Origin of the sequence: Streptomyces sp. NPDC002463 (assembly GCF_042889835.1) — a bacterium.
GTDB classification, from domain to species: Bacteria; Actinomycetota; Actinomycetes; order Streptomycetales; family Streptomycetaceae; genus Streptomyces; species Streptomyces nymphaeiformis.
The window spans coordinates 129,783-145,710 of sequence record NZ_JBIARL010000019.1 but is presented as its reverse complement, the minus strand read 5'-3'; the positions used below and the strand labels follow the sequence as shown (position 1 = coordinate 145,710).

Below are 15,928 nucleotides of genomic sequence, written 5' to 3'. Positions count from 1 at the left end.
TCGGAAGGCATGGACGGGTATGGATCTCCACACGATCGCGGATGTGAGGGACGCGCGCCGGCGCGAGCCGTGGCGGCCGGGCGACGCATGGCTCGGCGGCGGCACGTACCTCTTCTCCGAGCCTCAGCCGCATCTGCGCCGGCTGGTCGATCTGAGCCGGATGGGCTGGGAACCGCTCGTCCGGCACGAGGGCGGTTCGCTGGAGATCGCGGCGACGTGCACCATCGCCCAGCTGTCCCGCTACGGGCGACGGTTCCTCGAAGCGCCCGCGGCGCCGCTCTTCGAGCAGTGCTGCCGGGCCTTCCTCGCCTCGTTCAAGATCTGGAACATGGCGACCGTCGGCGGGAACCTGTGCAACGGCCTGCCCGCCGGCCCGATGATCTCGCTCACCGCCGCGCTCGACGGCACGTGTCTGCTCCAGGCGCAGGACGGGTCGCTGCGCGAGGTGAAGGTCGTCGACTTCGTCACCGGCGCCGGGCGCAAGGACCTCGCGGAGGGCGAGCTGCTGCGCTCGGTGACGCTGCCCGCCCGGGCACTGGAGTGCCGTACGGCGTTCCGGCAGGCCTCGTTGTACGGGCTCGGCCGCTCCGGCGCGCTGGTCATCGGGACGCTCGACCCGGCGGACGGCTCGCTTGCGGTGACGGTCAGCGCGGCCACCGTGCGACCGTTCCGGTTCTGGTTCCCGCTGCCGCCGGACCGCGAGCGACTGCGCCGGGCGATCGACGGGGCGGTCCGCCCCGACGAATGGTTCGACGACATCCACGGACTGCCGGAGTGGCGGCGGCACATGGGCCTGCGCCTCGCCGAGGAAGTCCGCCGTGAACTGACCGTCCCCGACGGCACCCGGGAAGGCGCCCGATGAGTTTCGGCATCCAGGTCAACGGCCGTCCGTTCGACACCGAGCCGCGCGCCGGCCAGTGCCTGCGCACCTACCTGCGGGAGCGTGGCTGGTTCGGGGTGAAGAAGGGCTGCGACGCCGGGGACTGCGGGGCGTGCACGGTGCACGTCGACGGGGAGCCCGTGCACAGCTGCCTGTACCCGGCCGTACGGGCCGAGGGCCGCTCCGTCACCACGGTGGAGGGGCTGGCCTCCCGGGACGGCGAACTGCACCCCGTACAGCAGAGGTTCCTCGACGCCCAGGGGTACCAGTGCGGCTTCTGCACGGCCGGTTTCCTCATGACGACGGCCGCGCTGGAGGCCGAGCGGGGCTCGGCGCAGGACGACGGGAAACTCGACGACCTCCCGCGTGCGTTCAAGGGCAACATCTGCCGCTGCACGGGCTACCGGGCGGTCGAGGACGCGGTGCGGGGAGTGAAGCACACCGAACGGCCCTGTGCGGGGAAGACGGTGGGGCGGAACGTCGGCGCGCCGGCCGGCCCGCAGGTCGTCACCGGCACCGCCCGGTACACCTTCGACGTCGAGGTGCCCGGTCTGCTGCACATGAAGCTGCTGCGCTCGCCGCACCCGCACGCCCGGATCGTCGCGATCGACACCGCCGCCGCCCTGCGCGTGCCGGGCGTGGTCGCCGTACTCACCCACGAGGACGCCCCCGACACCCTGTACTCCAGCGCCCGCCACGAGCATCCGACCGAGGACCCCGACGACACCCGGGTCCTGGACGACGTCGTCCGGTACGTGGGCCAGCGGGTCGCGGCCGTGGTCGCCGACAGCGAGCAGGCCGCCGAGGAGGGCTGCCGCCGCATCGAGGTCACGTACGAGGAACTCCCGTACGTCACCGACCCGGAGGAGGCGATGCGCCCCGGCGCGCCCGTCATCCACGCCGGGAAGGGCCCCGAGGTGCGCATCGCCCGGGTGGAGAACAACGTGGCGGGCGAGGTCCACGGCGAGATCGGCGACGTCGAACAGGGCTTCGCCGAGGCGGACGTCGTGTACGAGGAGACCTTCCGCACCCAGCGCGTGCAGCACGCGAGCCTGGAGACCCACGGCTGCGTCGCGTACTTCGAGCCAAAGGACGACTCGGGGGCCGGTACGGGGGAACGGCTGACCGTCCGCTCCTCCACCCAGACGCCGTTCCTGACCCGTCGGGCGCTGTGCGCGCTGTACGGCCTGCCGGAGGACGAGGTCCGGGTGGTCGCCGGCCGGGTCGGCGGAGGGTTCGGCGGAAAGCAGGAGATGCTCACCGAGGACATCGCCACCCTCGCCGCGCTGAAGCTGCGCCGCCCGGTGAAGCTGGAGTACACGCGTGCGGAGCAGTTCTACGGGGCGACCACCCGGCACCCGTTCACCATCGGCATCAAGGCCGGGGCACGCAAGGACGGGACGCTGACCGCCGTACGGATGCGGGTGGTGTCCGACACCGGCGCGTATGGCAATCACGGACCGGCGGTGATGTTCCACAGCGTCGGCGAGTCCTTCGCCGTCGAATCCGTGATGGACGAACTCGCCCGCCGGCTCGGCATGGACCCCCTCGTCTTCCGCGAGAAGAACATCATCGGCCCGGGCGAGTCCATGCACAGCCCGATCGGCGAGGAGGAGGACCTCCACATCGCCTCGTACGGACTCGACCAGTGCCTCTCCGTCGTCCGCAAGGCCATCGCCGAGGACCGCAGCGCCGAGGACGCGCCCGAGGGCTGGCTGGTCGGGCAGGGCACCGGCATGGCGATGATCGCGACCGGACCACCCGGCGGCCACTACGCCGACGCCCGCGTCTCCCTGCTGGAGGACGGCACGTACGACATCGCCGTCGGCACCGCCGAGTTCGGCAACGGCACCACCACCGTCCACAAGCAGATCACCGCCGGGGCTCTGAACACCACAGAGGACCGCCTCACCGTCCGCCAGTCCGACACCGACGTCGTCCGTCACGACACCGGCGCCTTCGGCTCCGCCGGCACGGTCGTCGCCGGCAAGGCCGTCCTCCTCGCCGCCGCCTCCCTCGCCGAGCGCCTGCGCACCCTCGCCGCCCGCCACACCGGTGTCGCCCGACACCTGTGCGTGCTCGGCGCCGAGGCCGTCGACTGCGCCGGCCGCACGGTGACGCTGAAGGAGCTGCACGAGGCGGGACACGCCCTCGGCGCGCCGGAGGAACTGGCAGCCGACGGCCACTGGGGCGGCTCGCCGCGCTCGGTGGCCTTCAACGCCCAGTGGTTCCGTATCGCCGTCGACCCCGCGACCGGCGAGATCCGCATCCTCCGCAGCGTCCACGCCGCGGACGCCGGCAAGGTCGTGAACCCCATGCAGTGCCGTGGCCAGGTCGAGGGCGGCGTCGCACAGGCCCTCGGCGCGACCCTCTTCGAGAACGTCCGCATCGACGAACGCGGCGAGGTCACCACCGCCGCCTTCCGCCGCTACCGGCTCCCCCAGTACGCCGATGTCCCGCGCACCGAGGTCCACTTCACCGAGACGTCCGACGCGATCGGCCCGCTCGGCGCCAAGTCGATGAGCGAGAGCCCCTTCAACCCGGTCGCCCCCGCGTTCGCCAACGCGCTGCGCGACGCCACGGGCATCCGCTTCACCGAGCTGCCGGTGACCCGCGACCGGGTCTGGCTCACCCTCGACCGGAAGGCGCGGGACATCGGTCGACAGACCGGGAGAGTATGAGCCATCGACTCGTATCAAGCTCACAAATACCGGGTGACAGGACGCATTCGACTGGCAGACGCGATTCCCCGCTCCGGCGGTCGGGTATCACTGCGCGCAGCCGCCGCACCGCCGCCCGAGGGGACTGACGATGAGCCGACCGAGCACCGCACCGCACACGACGCCCGGGACCGCGCCCGCACCCGGATCCTTCACCCTGTGGGGGGATGTGGCCGATCCGGCCGCTCTCACCGTCGCCGATCTCCGCGAAGGATGGGAGCAGCACCGGGCCGAGGTGGTCTTCGACTGCGCGACGGCGGGACCGCGACGCCACACCTTCGTCGGACCGCTGCTGCGTGACGTCATGGCCGTGGCACGACCTGGCTTCGACCCCGCCCGCCGTAAGGAACGCTCCCGCTTCCTGCTGTCCGTGAGCGGCGGGGACGGGCACCACGCGGTCCTGTCGTGGGCGGAGATCGACGCCGACTTCGGCAACGCCCCCGTCCTGCTCGCGACCCGCATGGACGACGAGGACCTCGACGCGGCCGGCACCCAGCTCGTCGTCCCGTCCGACCGCTGCGGCGCCCGCTACGTCAGCGCCGTCACCGGGATCTGGATCGGCGCCCACCGACTCCCCGGAACCCCTTCGTCGGAGGGGTGAGACCGCCGGGCAGCCCGCGTCGCGTTCTGCCGATTTCCCTGCCCGTGGTTCTGCCTGGAGACGGAAACGGCTCGCTGCTTGGCTGTTCGGTGCGGGCGGGAACCCGGGCCTCGCCGAGGCGGTCCGGTTGCGCGCCGGCGTGGTCGCTGCCTGTACGACGAGCCGTTCCCGGCCGCCGTGCTCCGGGGAGGTGCAGCGTCCTGTTCCCGCCCGTGGCAGCCCCGGAGTCATTTCCCTGAGCGGAGAGAAATTGAGCGTGGTGTTGACGACCGCCTCCGTGCCGGACCAGGACAAGGTCGCGTACTGGAACGATGCGGTGAGCAGGACGCTGGTGCCGATGGAGGTCGCCCCTCGGAGCGAAGGGCCGTTCGACGGCCGGATCGCCACCGACCGCCTCGGGTACCTCCAGGTCTCCACCGTGGAGGCCGATGCTGAGCGGGTCAGCCGCACGCCGGAACTCATCGCCAGGTCGTCCGAGGCGCTGGTGGCGGTCGGCGTCCAGATGTCCGGCACGGCCACCTTCGTCCAGGACGGCAGGCGGGCCGAGGTGGGTGAGGGTGACCTGGTGGTGTACGACACGACCCGGCCGTACTCCTTCGACTATCCGCAGCGGTTCACCGCGCACGTCTTCCAGCTTCCGCGCCGCGCACTGGGCGTGTCGGACAGCGACATCCGGCAGGTCACGGGCAACGCCATCGGCACCGGAGACGGTTTCGGCGCGATGCTGCTCCCGTTCCTGGCCACCCTGGCCTCCTCCCCTGCCGCCGGCTACCCGCCGACCGTCGCGGACCGGCTGGCCGGCAACGTCGTCGAGCTGTTCGCCACCCTGATCGCGGAGCGGGCCCACCCGGGCGGCACGGACGCGGACGCACCGAGCCATCTGGTGCTGCGCATCCGTGACCACATCAACCGGAACCTGGGCGACCCGGATCTGTCGCCGGAGCGCATCGCCCGGGCGCAGCGGATCTCCGTCCGGTACCTGCATCGGCTGTTCGAAGGCGAGGGGACCACGGTCGGCCAGCTCATCCGGCAGCGGCGCCTGGAGGAGTGCGGCCGCGAACTGGCCCGCCGCGGCAGGACGGCCTCCACCGTGTCCGCCGTGGCCCAGAGGTGGGGCTTCGTCAGCCCGGCCCATTTCAGTCGGTCCTTCCGCGCCGCCTACGGCGTCTCCCCCCGTGAATGGCGCAACCTGCGGACCGCCCGGGAAGACCTCGGGAGAGCCCCGGCGGTCACCTCGGCGCCCGGGACCGTCCCCGGGACTGCCGCCGGTGGCCACGGTGCCGACCGCCTCGGGGCCGGCCTCCCGCCGTCCGGCAGGTAAGGTCCTGCTCCGGCCGCCCCGTGCCCGCGGCGGCAGTGCCCGGCCCGGCAGTCGCCGCACGGCGTTCCGCCGCCCGAGCAGGGACTGCGCGCCGCACCGCCCTTTCGCTTCAGCCCCTCTCGGCAGGAGACCGTGTGTGACCGGCTTCGTCCCTTCGTCCCCTCTACCAGTCCTGGACCACCCGACTCGGGCCTTCGTGTCCCAGCACGCCTGCCCGCCGTCGGCGCACGACCAGGACCTGGAACAGGCCCGTCTGGACCTCGCGCGTCTCCAGGGCACGGACGGCCCCGACCCTCGCGACGAGGAGGCCGTCTGCACGGAGTGGTTCGCCCTGCCGGGCGGGCCGACCGGTCACGTACGGGTGCGGGTCGTCAGGCCGGCCGACAGCGTCGGCGAGATCCCCGTCGTGCTGTTCCTGCACGGTCTCGGCTGGGTTCTGGGCGACGCCGGCACCCATGAACGCCTGGTGCGCGCGTTCGCCCTCGGCACGGACGCGGCCGTGGTCTTCGTCGAGTACGAGCGCGCCCCCGAGGCGCGGTATCCGGTCGCCGTCGAGCAGTGCTACGCCGTCGCGAAGTGGATCTGCGAGCGAGGCGGCGAGATCGACCTGGACGGAAGCCGGATGGCCGCCGTGGGTGACTCGACGGGCGGCAACCTGGTGGCGGCACTGACCCTGCTCGCCAAGGAGCGCGGAGGGGTGCGGCTGCTCCAACAGGTGCTGCTCTGCCCGGTCACCGACGCCGGCTTCGACACCCCCTCGTACCGGGAGTTCGCCACCGGCTACTTCCTCGACGGGGCGACCATGCGCTGGTTCTGGGACCAGTACCTGCCCGACGTACGGCAGCGGAACCAGGTCACCGCATCGCCGCTGAGGGCATCCCTGGAACAGCTCGCCGGTCTCCCGCCGGCCCTGGTGGTCACCAGCGAGGCCGACGTGGTGCGCGACGAGGGCGAGGCCTACGCGGCAAAGCTGCGGGCGGCCGGCGTACCGGTGGTGTCCGTGCGCTACCACGGGACGGTCCACGGCTTCATGGTGCTCGATCCGCTCCGCGACACGGACTCCGCCCGAGCCGCCCTCGTCCAGGCCCTCGACACCGTGCACGTCGCCCTGCACCGGCACAGCGGCTGAGCCCTCCGCGTTCATTCCGCGGGGAGCGTGTCCAGGAGCTTCTGCGCGGCCTTCAGGTCCTTGCCGTCGACCGCGTCGCCGAAGGCGACGACCTGACGGAGACAGGAGCGGGCCTCGTCGGCTTCTCCCAGTTCGATCAGGGCCTCTCCCAGATACAGGAGGGTGCTGCCCTCGATGTGGGGAATGCCGATGCGGTGGGACTGCGCCACGGCATCGCGCAGGTGGTCGGCGGCCTCGCGCCATCGCCGCAGGACGGCATGGCCGCGACCGAGCGCGCCGGTCGTGTTGGCACGGTACATGTCGGCGAGGTGCCCGCCCACCGGACAGTCGGGCGCGTCCAGGAAGGTGATGATGCGCTGGTGCTGGACCAGGGCCTCCTCGGCACGGCCGAGCAGGCGCAGGGAGGTTCCGTGGGTGAACATGGCGCCCAGCCAGCCCGCGCGGTCGTCGGTCTCCTCGTAGAGGCCTATGGCGGAGAGCGACGTGTCGGCCGCCTTCCGGACCTCGCCGAGCTCCGACAGGGCCCACGCCGCCAGCGCCAGCGCCGAGGCCTGCTGGGCGGTGTTCCGGGCGCGGCGGGCGCACTCCCTCCCTTCGCGGGCCCGTTCGACCGCCTCTCCGTACCGGGATTCGCAGGAGAGGGACCAGGAGTACATGTTGAGGTGGAAGGCCTGCATGTACGGGTCGTCCAGTGCGGTGGCGGCCTCGCCGGCCAGGCGGAAGACCTCGGGCCAGTGCCCCCAGTGGACCCACAGGTTGACGAACCATTCCATGGCGTGGGCGGTCTCCACGACCCGGGTGTGCTCACCCCGCCGGGCGGCGCCGCGCAGCGCGGCGAGCCAGGAGGGGGCCTCGCTCTGGAGCCAGGCACGGGCCTCCTCGGCACTGTCCAGCGGGACCAGGCCCCGCCAGGAGGACGGCGGCGAACCGTACTCGGGCTTGTACCAGCGGCCGGCGACCACAGCCGTCTCGAGGAGCCAGGTGCGCAGCCGGTCGTCGGCCGCTTCCCGCTCGCCGGGTTCCCCCTCGCGGGACAGCCGGGCGCGGGCGAACAGCCGCAGCAGGTCGTGCAGCTGGTATCGGCCGGTGAAGGTGGCCTGCAGCAGGCCGGCCTCGACGAGCTCCTCCATCACGTCCTCGGCCTCGAAGACGTCGGTGGCGGTCAGAGCGGCACCGTAGGCAGCGGTCATGTCCGGCCCCGGAACCAGACTCAGCAGCCGCAGCATGCGCGCGGCCTGGCCGGTCAGCTGACGGTAGGACAGTTCGAACGCCGCCTCCACGCGCACGTCGCCGGCGGCGAGGGCGCCCAGGCGGCGTTCTTCGTCGGCCAGGCGCCGGACCAGGTGGTCGACGGTCCATCCGGAACGGACCGTCAGCCAGTTCGCCGCCACCCGCAGGGCCAGCGGCAGTCGCCCGCACAGCTCCGCCACCCGCGCCACGGCCTCGGCTTCCGCGTCCGCCCGCTCCGCACCCAGGATCCGGCGCAGCAGAGCGACCGCCTCCTCCTGGGCCATCTCCGACAGCGGGAGGCGGTCGACGTCCTCAAGACCGGTCAGGGGCCGCCGACTGGTGACCAGCACCAGGCTCCGCCCGTCTCCCGGCAGCAGCGCACGCACCTGCCCCTCGTCGCGGGCGTTGTCCAACACCACCAGGCACCGGCGGTCGCCCAACAGCGCCCGCAGCAGCCCCGCGCGGCCCTCCTGGTCCTCCTGCGCCAGCCGGCGGTCCGACACGCCGAGGGCCTTCAGCAGCTTCAGCAGCGCCTCGCCGGTGTCCACGGGACCGTCCACCCCGTGCAGGTCCACCACGAAACAGCCGTCCGGGAACCTCTCCGCCAGATCCGCCGCCGCCTTCAGCGCCAGCGTCGTCTTCCCGCACCCCGGAGGACCCGACACGACCCACACCGACGCCTCACCGTCGGCCGGGGCGCGTTCCGCGGCCTCCCGCAGAAGGGCCAGCTCCGGTTCGCGCCCCGTGAAGTCCCCCACCAGTCGCGGCGGCACGACCGTTCCCGCCATCTCGCCTGCGGGCGTCGGACGGGCCGCCCGCGCCGTGGTCAGCAGCGCCTCCCGCTCGTCGTCCGTGAGTCCGAGCCCCTCCGCGAGGGCCACCACCGTGCGCCGCTGCGGAACCAGACTGCGGCCCCGCTCCATGTCGCCGATGGCCCGGACACTCACGCCCGACGCCTCGGCCAGCTCCTCCATCGTCAGACGGCCTCGCTGCCGCAGACCGCGCAGAACGGTGCCGAAGGACTTCTTCCCGTACACGACTCCTCTTTCCTCCCTACCCCGGGGAACGAGTAAGGTGCGTCAATTCGGGCAGAACCGCAGGCCGAGGCGGCCCGGCCGGTCGGTCGGTCAGCTCGTCGCTCGGAGCGCGGCCCTGATCAGGTCGGCGACCCTTGTGGGCTCGGAGAGGGCGACGGCGTGTGAGGCGTCCGGGAGTTCGACGACGACCGCTCCGGCGCGTGCGGCGCCGAAGCGCTGGACCTCGGGGCCGATCGTGCGGTCGGCCCCGGCCACCAGGGCCCAGGACGGTTTCGTCCGCCATGCCGCCACGGTCACGGTCTCGGTGAACGCGGCTGCGGCGAGCGGGCGTTGGGCCGCCGCCAGGACGCCGGCGACGTCCTCGGGCACGTCCGCCGCGAAGACGGAGGGAAACGCGGTCTCCTCGATGGTGACCTCGACCGCATGGGCGCCGTCGTGGAGCGGGTAGGTCCACTCCTTCAGGCTGCCCGCCGCCGGAGGATCGGGGAAGCTCCCCTGGAGCCCGCCGAGACTCTCGCCCTCATCGGGCGCGTAGGCGGCCACGTAGACGAGCCCCACGACGTTCTCCGCGGCGCCGGCCACGGTGATCAGCGCTCCACCGTACGCGTGGCCGACGAGCACGGCCGGACCCTCGACCTGCGTCAGGACGGAGGCGAGGTAGGCGGCGTCCGACGCCAGGCCCCGGAGCGGGTTCGGCGGGGCGATCACCGGGATACCGCTGCTCCGCAGTTCCGCGATGACGCCTATCCAGCCGGTCGCATCGGCGAAGGCACCGTGCACGAGGACGACGGTGGGGTTGGGCATGCGAGTTCTCTTCTCGGTGTCGGGCACGACGGCGCGCACGCGTCTCAGCGCCTTCGCTCGTCCTGGGTGTCGTCGGTCGTCGGCGCGAAGGCCGAGGTCGCCAGCGCCTGCCATGCGCTCGGGCTCATGCCGTAGGCGCCGCGGAACGTGCGGCTGAAGTGCGAGGGGCTGCTGAAGCCCCAGCGATGTGCCATCGCGGCCATCGTGATCCTCCGGGTGGAGCGGCCCAGCTCGAACCGGCAGGACTCGAGCCTGCGCTGCCGCACCCACTGGCTCACCGTGCTGCCGTCGTTCTGGAACAGCTTCTGCAGGTACCGGACGGAGATGTGGTGGGCGCGTGCGATCGACTCCGGTGAGAGGTCCGGGTCCATCAGGTGTTCCTCGATGTGGGCGTGGATACGGGACAGCGTCTCGTTGCCGGCCCCGGAGGGGTCGTCGGCCGTGTCCGTCGTGTCCGCTTCGAGGAGCTCCATGACCAGGAGGGAGAGGAGGTGTACGGCCGTCCGGGCGCGCCGGTCCCCGATCGTGGACCGGCGGAACTCCGCCTTGGCGGCGAGCGCCGCCAGGAAGTCGGACGCCAGCGCCCCGATGCCCTCCCCGCCGCGTACGGGCACGCCGAGCACCTGGTCCAGCGCCGACTCCGTGACGCCCAGATAGCAGCGGGGCACCCGGAAGAAGATCATCTGGCAGTCCTCGCCGAAGCGCAGCAGGTGCCGTCGTGCCGGGTCGCAGAAGACCAGGTCGTTCGGCTCCAGCAGGGTCGTGGCACGCTCGTGGACGACGGTGACGGGCCCACGGACGTGGACGCCGAGGTAGACGTGGTTCCGGTCGTTCGTGTCCGGCATCTCGGAGAGCATCTGGACCAGCCGCCCCGAGCGGGAGGAGGGCGAGGTCGGAACGGTCGCCTGCCGGGGCACCCGTTCGGGCGCACGGGACATCAGTGTGAGGGTCATGGTGATTCCTAGCCGTGGGTTCGTGCGGGCGGAGCGCGGGTTCACGCCCCTCTCGCCGGCTCCTCGGCCAGGAACCCCTCCACCACGGCGTTGAAGGCCGGCGGGTTCTCCAGGAAGGGGAAGTGCGAGCTCGCCACGTCGGAGGCGAAGACGTGCAGGCGCGCGCCGGGAATCCGCTCGGCGACGAAGCGCTGCGAGTCGGGGTGCACATGGCTTCCCTCACAGCCGATCACCAGGGTCGGCACATCGATCCGGGGAAGCACGTCGCGCCAGTCCTGCGCGCAGTGGTCGAACAGCAGCGGTACGCCCGCGCGGGCCGGTGTCGACCTGATCTCCTCGACCACGAAGGCCAGTACCTCGGGGTCGGGCTCGCCGGAGAACATGCCGCGCACGAAGTCGGCGAGGACCGCGTCGCCCTCGGGACCCGCGAGGGCCGCGCCCAGGTACAGCAGGCCCGACACGTCGAAGATGGCGCCGGAGTCCCGCTGTTCCCGCTCGGTCATCCACGGCACGGCGGCGACCGCCGCGGGCTGGTCGACGGCGACGAAGCGCCGGATCCGTCCGGTCCCGTACTGGTCGATGAAGCTCCACCACACCGAGACGCCCATGGACCAGCCCAGGGCGTCGAAACGGTCGAGACCGAGATGGTCGACGAGTTCGAGCACGTCGCGGGAGAGCCGGGCGATGCGGTGGCCGTGACGCGGTGTGCCGGACTTCCCGTGGCCGCGGAGGTCGACGGTGACGACGCGACGGCCGGGCGCGAGACCCTCGACCTGGTGGCGGAACATCGCCTGCGTCTGGCCCCAGCCGTGGAGCATCACCAGCGGGACCCCCTCGCCGCCGGTGTCCTGGTACGCGAGCCGCGCACCGTCCGTCGTGATCAGTTCTTTCATGACCTCTTCCCTGGTCAGAGGCGGTACATCCGCCCCGCCCATCCCGAACATCATCGAATCGGGCCCGCCGCCCGCACCACCGCGCGCTGTAGGAATCGGGCCGTGGATCCTCCTCGCTCTGTCGAAGCGGGTCCGGGGCGAATCCGGGGTCACGGGGCCCCGTCGGCGCCCGGAGCGAGGAGTTCCTCGATCCTGAGGCCGAGGTGCAGGGTGAGCCGGTGGGCGCCGTCGTCGAGGTCGAGTCCGGTCGACTCCTGGATCTGGCGCAGGCGGTAGTAGAGCGAGGTGCGGTGGATTCCCAGCGTGTCCGCGGTCCTGGGAATCGATCCCGCGTGTTCGAGGAAGCAGCGCAGGGTGTCCCGCAGGCGGTCTCCGCCATGAGCCTCGCTCAGGGTGCGGAGCGGCTTCGGGACCAGCGAGGCGTTCAGCGCGTGCTCGGGGAGCTGGAGCAGCACGGCGAGTTCCCCGAGCAGCTCCCAGTCGCCGATGCCCTTCAGGGTGGGCAGTCGGCGTGCCGCGCGGGCCGCCACGAGCGCCTGCTCGTACGACGTCCAGGCGTCGTCCAGGTGGGGGTGCCGGCCGCCGACGCCGATCACGGGGGCCGCCGACGGGTCCAGGAAGGTGCGGAGTTCGTCGAGGATGCGAGCGGACTGGGCGGCGATCTCGTCCGGGCCGGGCGGCCGGTCGCGGAGCTGGAGCAGCACGGCCCGCTCCTTGCCGATCGCGATGAGGCCCTGGGCGGAGCGCGTCTGCCGGAGCCCTTCCAGCGCCGCCCACAGGGCTGCCTCGGACTGCCGGACGAGCTCCGTCCCGCAGCTCAGCTGGACGACGGTGACCAGGACGTGCTCCGCCGCCCCGAGGAGCCCGAGTTCCTTGCCGTGACGGCGCGCGGTGGTGCGCGCGGCGACGTCGGCGCCGACGAGTGCGAGGGCCAGGTCCCGTTCGTCGGTCTTCCGGGTGTCGGCGGCGACGTGCTCTCCGTACATCTGGGCCGACATGGCGTCCGCCGCCCGGGCGATGGCGGCGGTCTCCTCCTCCCCCAGCGTCTTCTCGGGCACGACCACCACGAGCAGCCCGAGGAGATGTCCGCGCTCGCGCAGCGGCACGATGTAGCGGGGCAGCAGTCCGAGATCGTCACGGCCGTCGATGAACCCGGGCCTCGACCACCGGGTCACGCCCTGGGCGAGGACGTGGCGGATGGCCGCGTTGTCGGCGCGTCCCTGCAGCAGGGTGCCGATGCGCACCGGGTCCTCGTCGCCGAAGTGGCGGCTCGTGCAGACCATGCGGACCAGCGGGTCGTCGACGGCGACGGACCGGCCGAGCCGCTCGGCGAGCTCGTCGACGAGTGCCTGGAGCTCGGGGCTGCCGGGGCGGGCTCGCTGGAGCCTTGCGGTCATGCGCTGTTCCTCTCTCGATCAACTGCCCCCGCGGTTTTCTGCATTCCGCGGTTCTTGATCAGTCTGAGGAAACGCCGACGTCGGCACATCGCATGAATCGTCCATTGCCACGATGCCCGCGTGTGATACGAAGCGACTACTCTCCGTCGTCGCGATGCCTGACCAGCCGGGTCAGCTCGGCGCGCGAGGTGACGTCCAGCTTGGTGAAGGCCCGGCGCAGGTGCGAGCTCACCGTGTGCGGCGAGAGGGAGAGGTGCTCGGCCGCCTGCTGGTTGGTCAGCCCTCGGGCCACGAGCCGTACCACCCGCAGCTCCGCGGCCGTCAACTCGGGCCACGCATCGGAGAGTCCGGTCGTCGAGGGCCGGCGGCGGACACCGGCGGCCCGCAGGCGCCGGCGCACCCGTGCGACGTCCCTTCCTGCGCCGGCTCGCGCATAGAGCGCGAGGGCCGTCTCGAAGTACGGGACCGCTTCCGGCTTGCGGGTGGCCGCCAGCTTGCGTCCGGCGTCCTCCAGTGCCGACGCCCGGGCCAGTACCCGAGGGCAGTCCTCGTACAGCCGGACGGCGCGTACGAGAGGGGCGAGGTCGTTGTCGAGGAGGCCCCGGGCGTGCGCGGCGGTGGCGGCGAGGAACGGGAGGTCGGGATTGAGCACGGCTCGCTTCTCGGCCATGGCGACCGCCTGCGCGGCCCGTTCGTGCCTGCCCGCGCGCAGCGCCATGCGGACGAGCACCGGGGCGTCGGCCGGGTCGATCAGGCCGGCGTAGGCGGGCCGGTCCGCGGCGGGCGACGTCATCACGGCGTCGAGTTCGGCCATGGCGCGGTCGGGCCGGCCTTCGTGGTCGGCCATCAGCGCCAGCATCCAGGTGCCGAAGTGCCGGACGACGGGTGCGTCGTCGCTCCGCATGCGCCTCGCCTCCGCCGCGTACGCCTCCGCGGTCCGCCGGTCGCCGGTGTGGAGGGCGACGCGCAGCATCACGTACCGGAGCGTGACGTCGGCGAGGTTGCCCGGGCCGGGATCGTCGGTCGCCGGGGACGCGGCTTCCGCGTCGGCCCGGGCGTCCGCCAGCCGTCCGGTCTCCAGGAGGATGCGGGTGCGGGTCATGAGCCACATGCGGGTGGCGGCCGTCCGGCCCTGCTCCCCGGTGATCCGGATGCCCTCCTCCGCGACGGCGAGCGCCTCCGCGGTGCGTCCGGTGGTGTTCGCCAGGAGGGCGTACCACAGGGCCTCCGGCACCCACAGCGAGGTGCTGACGCCCAGGGCGTCGGCCAGCGCGGCGGACCGCTCGGCCTGCCGGAACGCCTCGGCCAGGTCCATGCGGTGGAAGCTCACGGCCGAGCGGACCGTCGTCAGCGTGGCCTCGGCGGTGCGGTCCCCCGCTGCCGCCGCGGTGTCCCACGCCCGTGCGGCGACCTGCTCGGCCGCCGCGTGTTCGCCCGACATCGACAGGCCGACGGCGAGCATGGCGAGCAGCCGTCCCCTCGCGGTCGGGGAGATCCCGGGCAGTGCCGCCCCGGCGCGGGCCTGCCGGACCGCCTCGGAGAAGTCGAACTGTACGGCGAGGCGTGCCAGGGCCAGGCGTATGAGCGCCTCGTCCTCGGGTCCGAGACCACCGGCCGCCAGGGCGGTGGCTCCCAGTTCACGCGCCCGGGCGGCCCGGCCCGTCTGCCAGAGCAGGGGGATCGTCTCGGCGACGACCCGAGGACGCTCCGGAGCGTCCGCCGTGGTGAGTTCCAGGGCCCTGAGGCTGAGCTCCGCGGCGCGCCCGGGAGCGGTGGCCGCGAGTTCCGCCGCTTCGGTGCGCAGCCGGTCGGCCTCCGCGGCGTCAGCCGGTGCTCTCCCCGGCGGCAGCCCGGCGGCCTGACGGCTCAGGGCCTGACGCAGGGGCAGGGGGAGGCCGGCTTCCACCGCCTCGCGGATCAGGTCGTGGCGGAAGGCGAGGCGATCGCCGCTCTCGGCGAGCAGATCGGCGTCGAGGGATTCCCGCACGGCTGTGATGAGTGCCGCCGAGGACCTGCCGAGCAGTTCGGCGAGCAGCGCGACGGTGACCGTGCCGCCCACGGCGGCCGCCGTCTGCACCAGCTCCCGCGCCTCGTCGGACAGCTGGTCGAGGCGGCGCACGACAGAGGGGAGTTCCCGTGGGGCGGGGGGTCCTGCCGACAGCCCGGCCGTGCCGTTCTCGATCGTCACCGCCTCCTCGCGCAGCGAGCCGAGCAGCTCGACCAGCAGCTGGGGGACGCCCTCGGCGCGGTGGGCGAGACGGAGGACGTCGGGGTCGGGAGGGGCGCCCAGGACGTCCTCGGTGATCCGTGCGACCGCCCGGTCTTCCAGCGTTCCGAGGACCAGCTCGCGTGCGCCCGCCTGACGGATCCTGTCCAGGGTGGTGCGCACCCCGGACGGCACGCTGCCGGCGCGCACGGCGACCAGCCACAGGATCGGGTGCGACGAGAGTCCCGCCGCGAGGGTGTGGAAGGTGAGAAGGGTCAGGTCGTCGCACCACTGGAGGTCGTCGAGGACGACGAGCAGGGGTCCGTTCCGAGCCGCCTCCCGCAGACGGTCCCCCAGCTCCTGAAGCAGCCAGAACCGCTGGCCGGGTGTGGCGGCGAGGTCCCGGAGGCGTCGGGCGCCCGACAGCGGTTCCTCGCCGGAGAGTACGCCTTCGAGGAGCGGGCCGAGCGGTACGAACTGTTCGTCGGGGTCCGCGGCCCCCTCGAACACCCGCGTCCCGCGCCGCCTCGCGGCCGCCGCGGCCTCGGCGAGGATCCTGGACCTGCCGATGCCGGCGGGGCCCTCCACGCGGACGATCCCGCCTTCGCCCCGGCCGAGCGCGTCGAGCCGCTCCTCGATGAACGCCAGTTCGGCGTCCCTGCCCCGGAGGGGTGTCCGTACGCCGTCGGTCTCCTCGGGCGCGGTCCTTGTCGTCACTCGGTTCACGCTCATACGGCGGAACAGTATGAACCATACG

At 72.7% G+C, this 15,928-nt stretch carries 11 protein-coding genes; 5 read left to right on the top strand and 6 right to left on the bottom strand.

Features of this window, described 5'->3' with window-relative positions; genetic code table 11:
- Nucleotides 1-19 precede the first annotated feature (19 nt).
- The 5 genes from ACFYX3_RS32225 to ACFYX3_RS32205 all read left to right on the top strand — a co-directional run bounded on the left by ACFYX3_RS32225 (nucleotide 20) and on the right by ACFYX3_RS32205 (nucleotide 6,651).
- Nucleotides 20-862 (top strand): FAD binding domain-containing protein, encoded by an 843-nt coding sequence (locus ACFYX3_RS32225; protein ID WP_389020939.1) that lies wholly within the window; start codon nucleotides 20-22, stop codon nucleotides 860-862.
- On the top strand, nucleotides 859-3,561 hold the full coding sequence (locus tag ACFYX3_RS32220; protein WP_389020935.1) for a molybdopterin-dependent oxidoreductase: 2,703 nt from the start codon (nucleotides 859-861) through the stop codon (nucleotides 3,559-3,561). The genes ACFYX3_RS32225 and ACFYX3_RS32220 overlap by 4 nt, the downstream gene beginning before the upstream one ends.
- Nucleotides 3,562-3,691: 130 nt before the next feature.
- Entirely contained in the window at nucleotides 3,692-4,201 is a 510-nt protein-coding gene (locus ACFYX3_RS32215; protein WP_389020932.1) for a molybdopterin-dependent oxidoreductase, read from the top strand.
- Between the two features lie 256 nt (nucleotides 4,202-4,457).
- Nucleotides 4,458-5,522, top strand: coding sequence for a helix-turn-helix domain-containing protein (locus ACFYX3_RS32210; protein ID WP_389020928.1), 1,065 nt, complete (start codon nucleotides 4,458-4,460; stop codon nucleotides 5,520-5,522).
- A gap of 196 nt (nucleotides 5,523-5,718) precedes the next feature.
- Nucleotides 5,719-6,651, top strand: a complete 933-nt coding sequence (locus ACFYX3_RS32205) for an alpha/beta hydrolase (protein WP_389020924.1) — start codon at nucleotides 5,719-5,721, stop codon at nucleotides 6,649-6,651.
- An 11-nt stretch (nucleotides 6,652-6,662) separates the two neighbouring features.
- On the opposite strand, the gene ACFYX3_RS32200 is transcribed toward ACFYX3_RS32205, so the two are convergent.
- The 6 genes from ACFYX3_RS32200 to ACFYX3_RS32175 form a co-directional block, all read right to left on the bottom strand.
- Nucleotides 6,663-8,918, bottom strand: coding sequence for a helix-turn-helix domain-containing protein (locus ACFYX3_RS32200; protein WP_389020921.1), 2,256 nt, complete (start codon nucleotides 8,916-8,918; stop codon nucleotides 6,663-6,665).
- 90 nt (nucleotides 8,919-9,008) lie between these two features.
- Nucleotides 9,009-9,722, bottom strand: a complete 714-nt coding sequence (locus tag ACFYX3_RS32195; protein WP_389020917.1) for an alpha/beta fold hydrolase — start codon at nucleotides 9,720-9,722, stop codon at nucleotides 9,009-9,011.
- 44 nt (nucleotides 9,723-9,766) lie between these two features.
- Complete coding sequence (locus ACFYX3_RS32190; RefSeq protein ID WP_389020913.1) at nucleotides 9,767-10,675, bottom strand: helix-turn-helix domain-containing protein; 909 nt, start codon at nucleotides 10,673-10,675, stop codon at nucleotides 9,767-9,769.
- Between the two features lie 41 nt (nucleotides 10,676-10,716).
- A complete protein-coding gene (locus tag ACFYX3_RS32185) occupies nucleotides 10,717-11,568 on the bottom strand; it encodes an alpha/beta fold hydrolase (protein ID WP_389020909.1) in 852 nt (283 codons plus the stop codon).
- A gap of 149 nt (nucleotides 11,569-11,717) precedes the next feature.
- Entirely contained in the window at nucleotides 11,718-12,965 is a 1,248-nt protein-coding gene (locus ACFYX3_RS32180; protein ID WP_389020906.1) for a PucR family transcriptional regulator, read from the bottom strand.
- A 136-nt stretch (nucleotides 12,966-13,101) separates the two neighbouring features.
- On the bottom strand, nucleotides 13,102-15,903 hold the full coding sequence (locus tag ACFYX3_RS32175) for an AAA family ATPase (RefSeq protein WP_389020903.1): 2,802 nt from the start codon (nucleotides 15,901-15,903) through the stop codon (nucleotides 13,102-13,104).
- Nucleotides 15,904-15,928: the final 25 nt, after the last annotated feature.

Bases quoted from the DNA above. Each gene is read 5' to 3' on its own strand.
- ACFYX3_RS32225 (WP_389020939.1), top strand. From the start codon at position 20: ATGGATCTCCACACGATCGCGGATGTGAGGGACGCGCGCCGGCGCGAG.
- ACFYX3_RS32220 (WP_389020935.1), top strand. From the start codon at position 859: ATGAGTTTCGGCATCCAGGTCAACGGCCGTCCGTTCGACACCGAGCCG.
- ACFYX3_RS32215 (WP_389020932.1), top strand. From the start codon at position 3,692: ATGAGCCGACCGAGCACCGCACCGCACACGACGCCCGGGACCGCGCCC.
- ACFYX3_RS32195 (WP_389020917.1), bottom strand. From the start codon at position 9,722: ATGCCCAACCCCACCGTCGTCCTCGTGCACGGTGCCTTCGCCGATGCG.
- ACFYX3_RS32190 (WP_389020913.1), bottom strand. From the start codon at position 10,675: ATGACCCTCACACTGATGTCCCGTGCGCCCGAACGGGTGCCCCGGCAG.
- ACFYX3_RS32185 (WP_389020909.1), bottom strand. From the start codon at position 11,568: ATGAAAGAACTGATCACGACGGACGGTGCGCGGCTCGCGTACCAGGAC.
- ACFYX3_RS32180 (WP_389020906.1), bottom strand. From the start codon at position 12,965: ATGACCGCAAGGCTCCAGCGAGCCCGCCCCGGCAGCCCCGAGCTCCAG.
- ACFYX3_RS32175 (WP_389020903.1), bottom strand. From the start codon at position 15,903: ATGAGCGTGAACCGAGTGACGACAAGGACCGCGCCCGAGGAGACCGAC.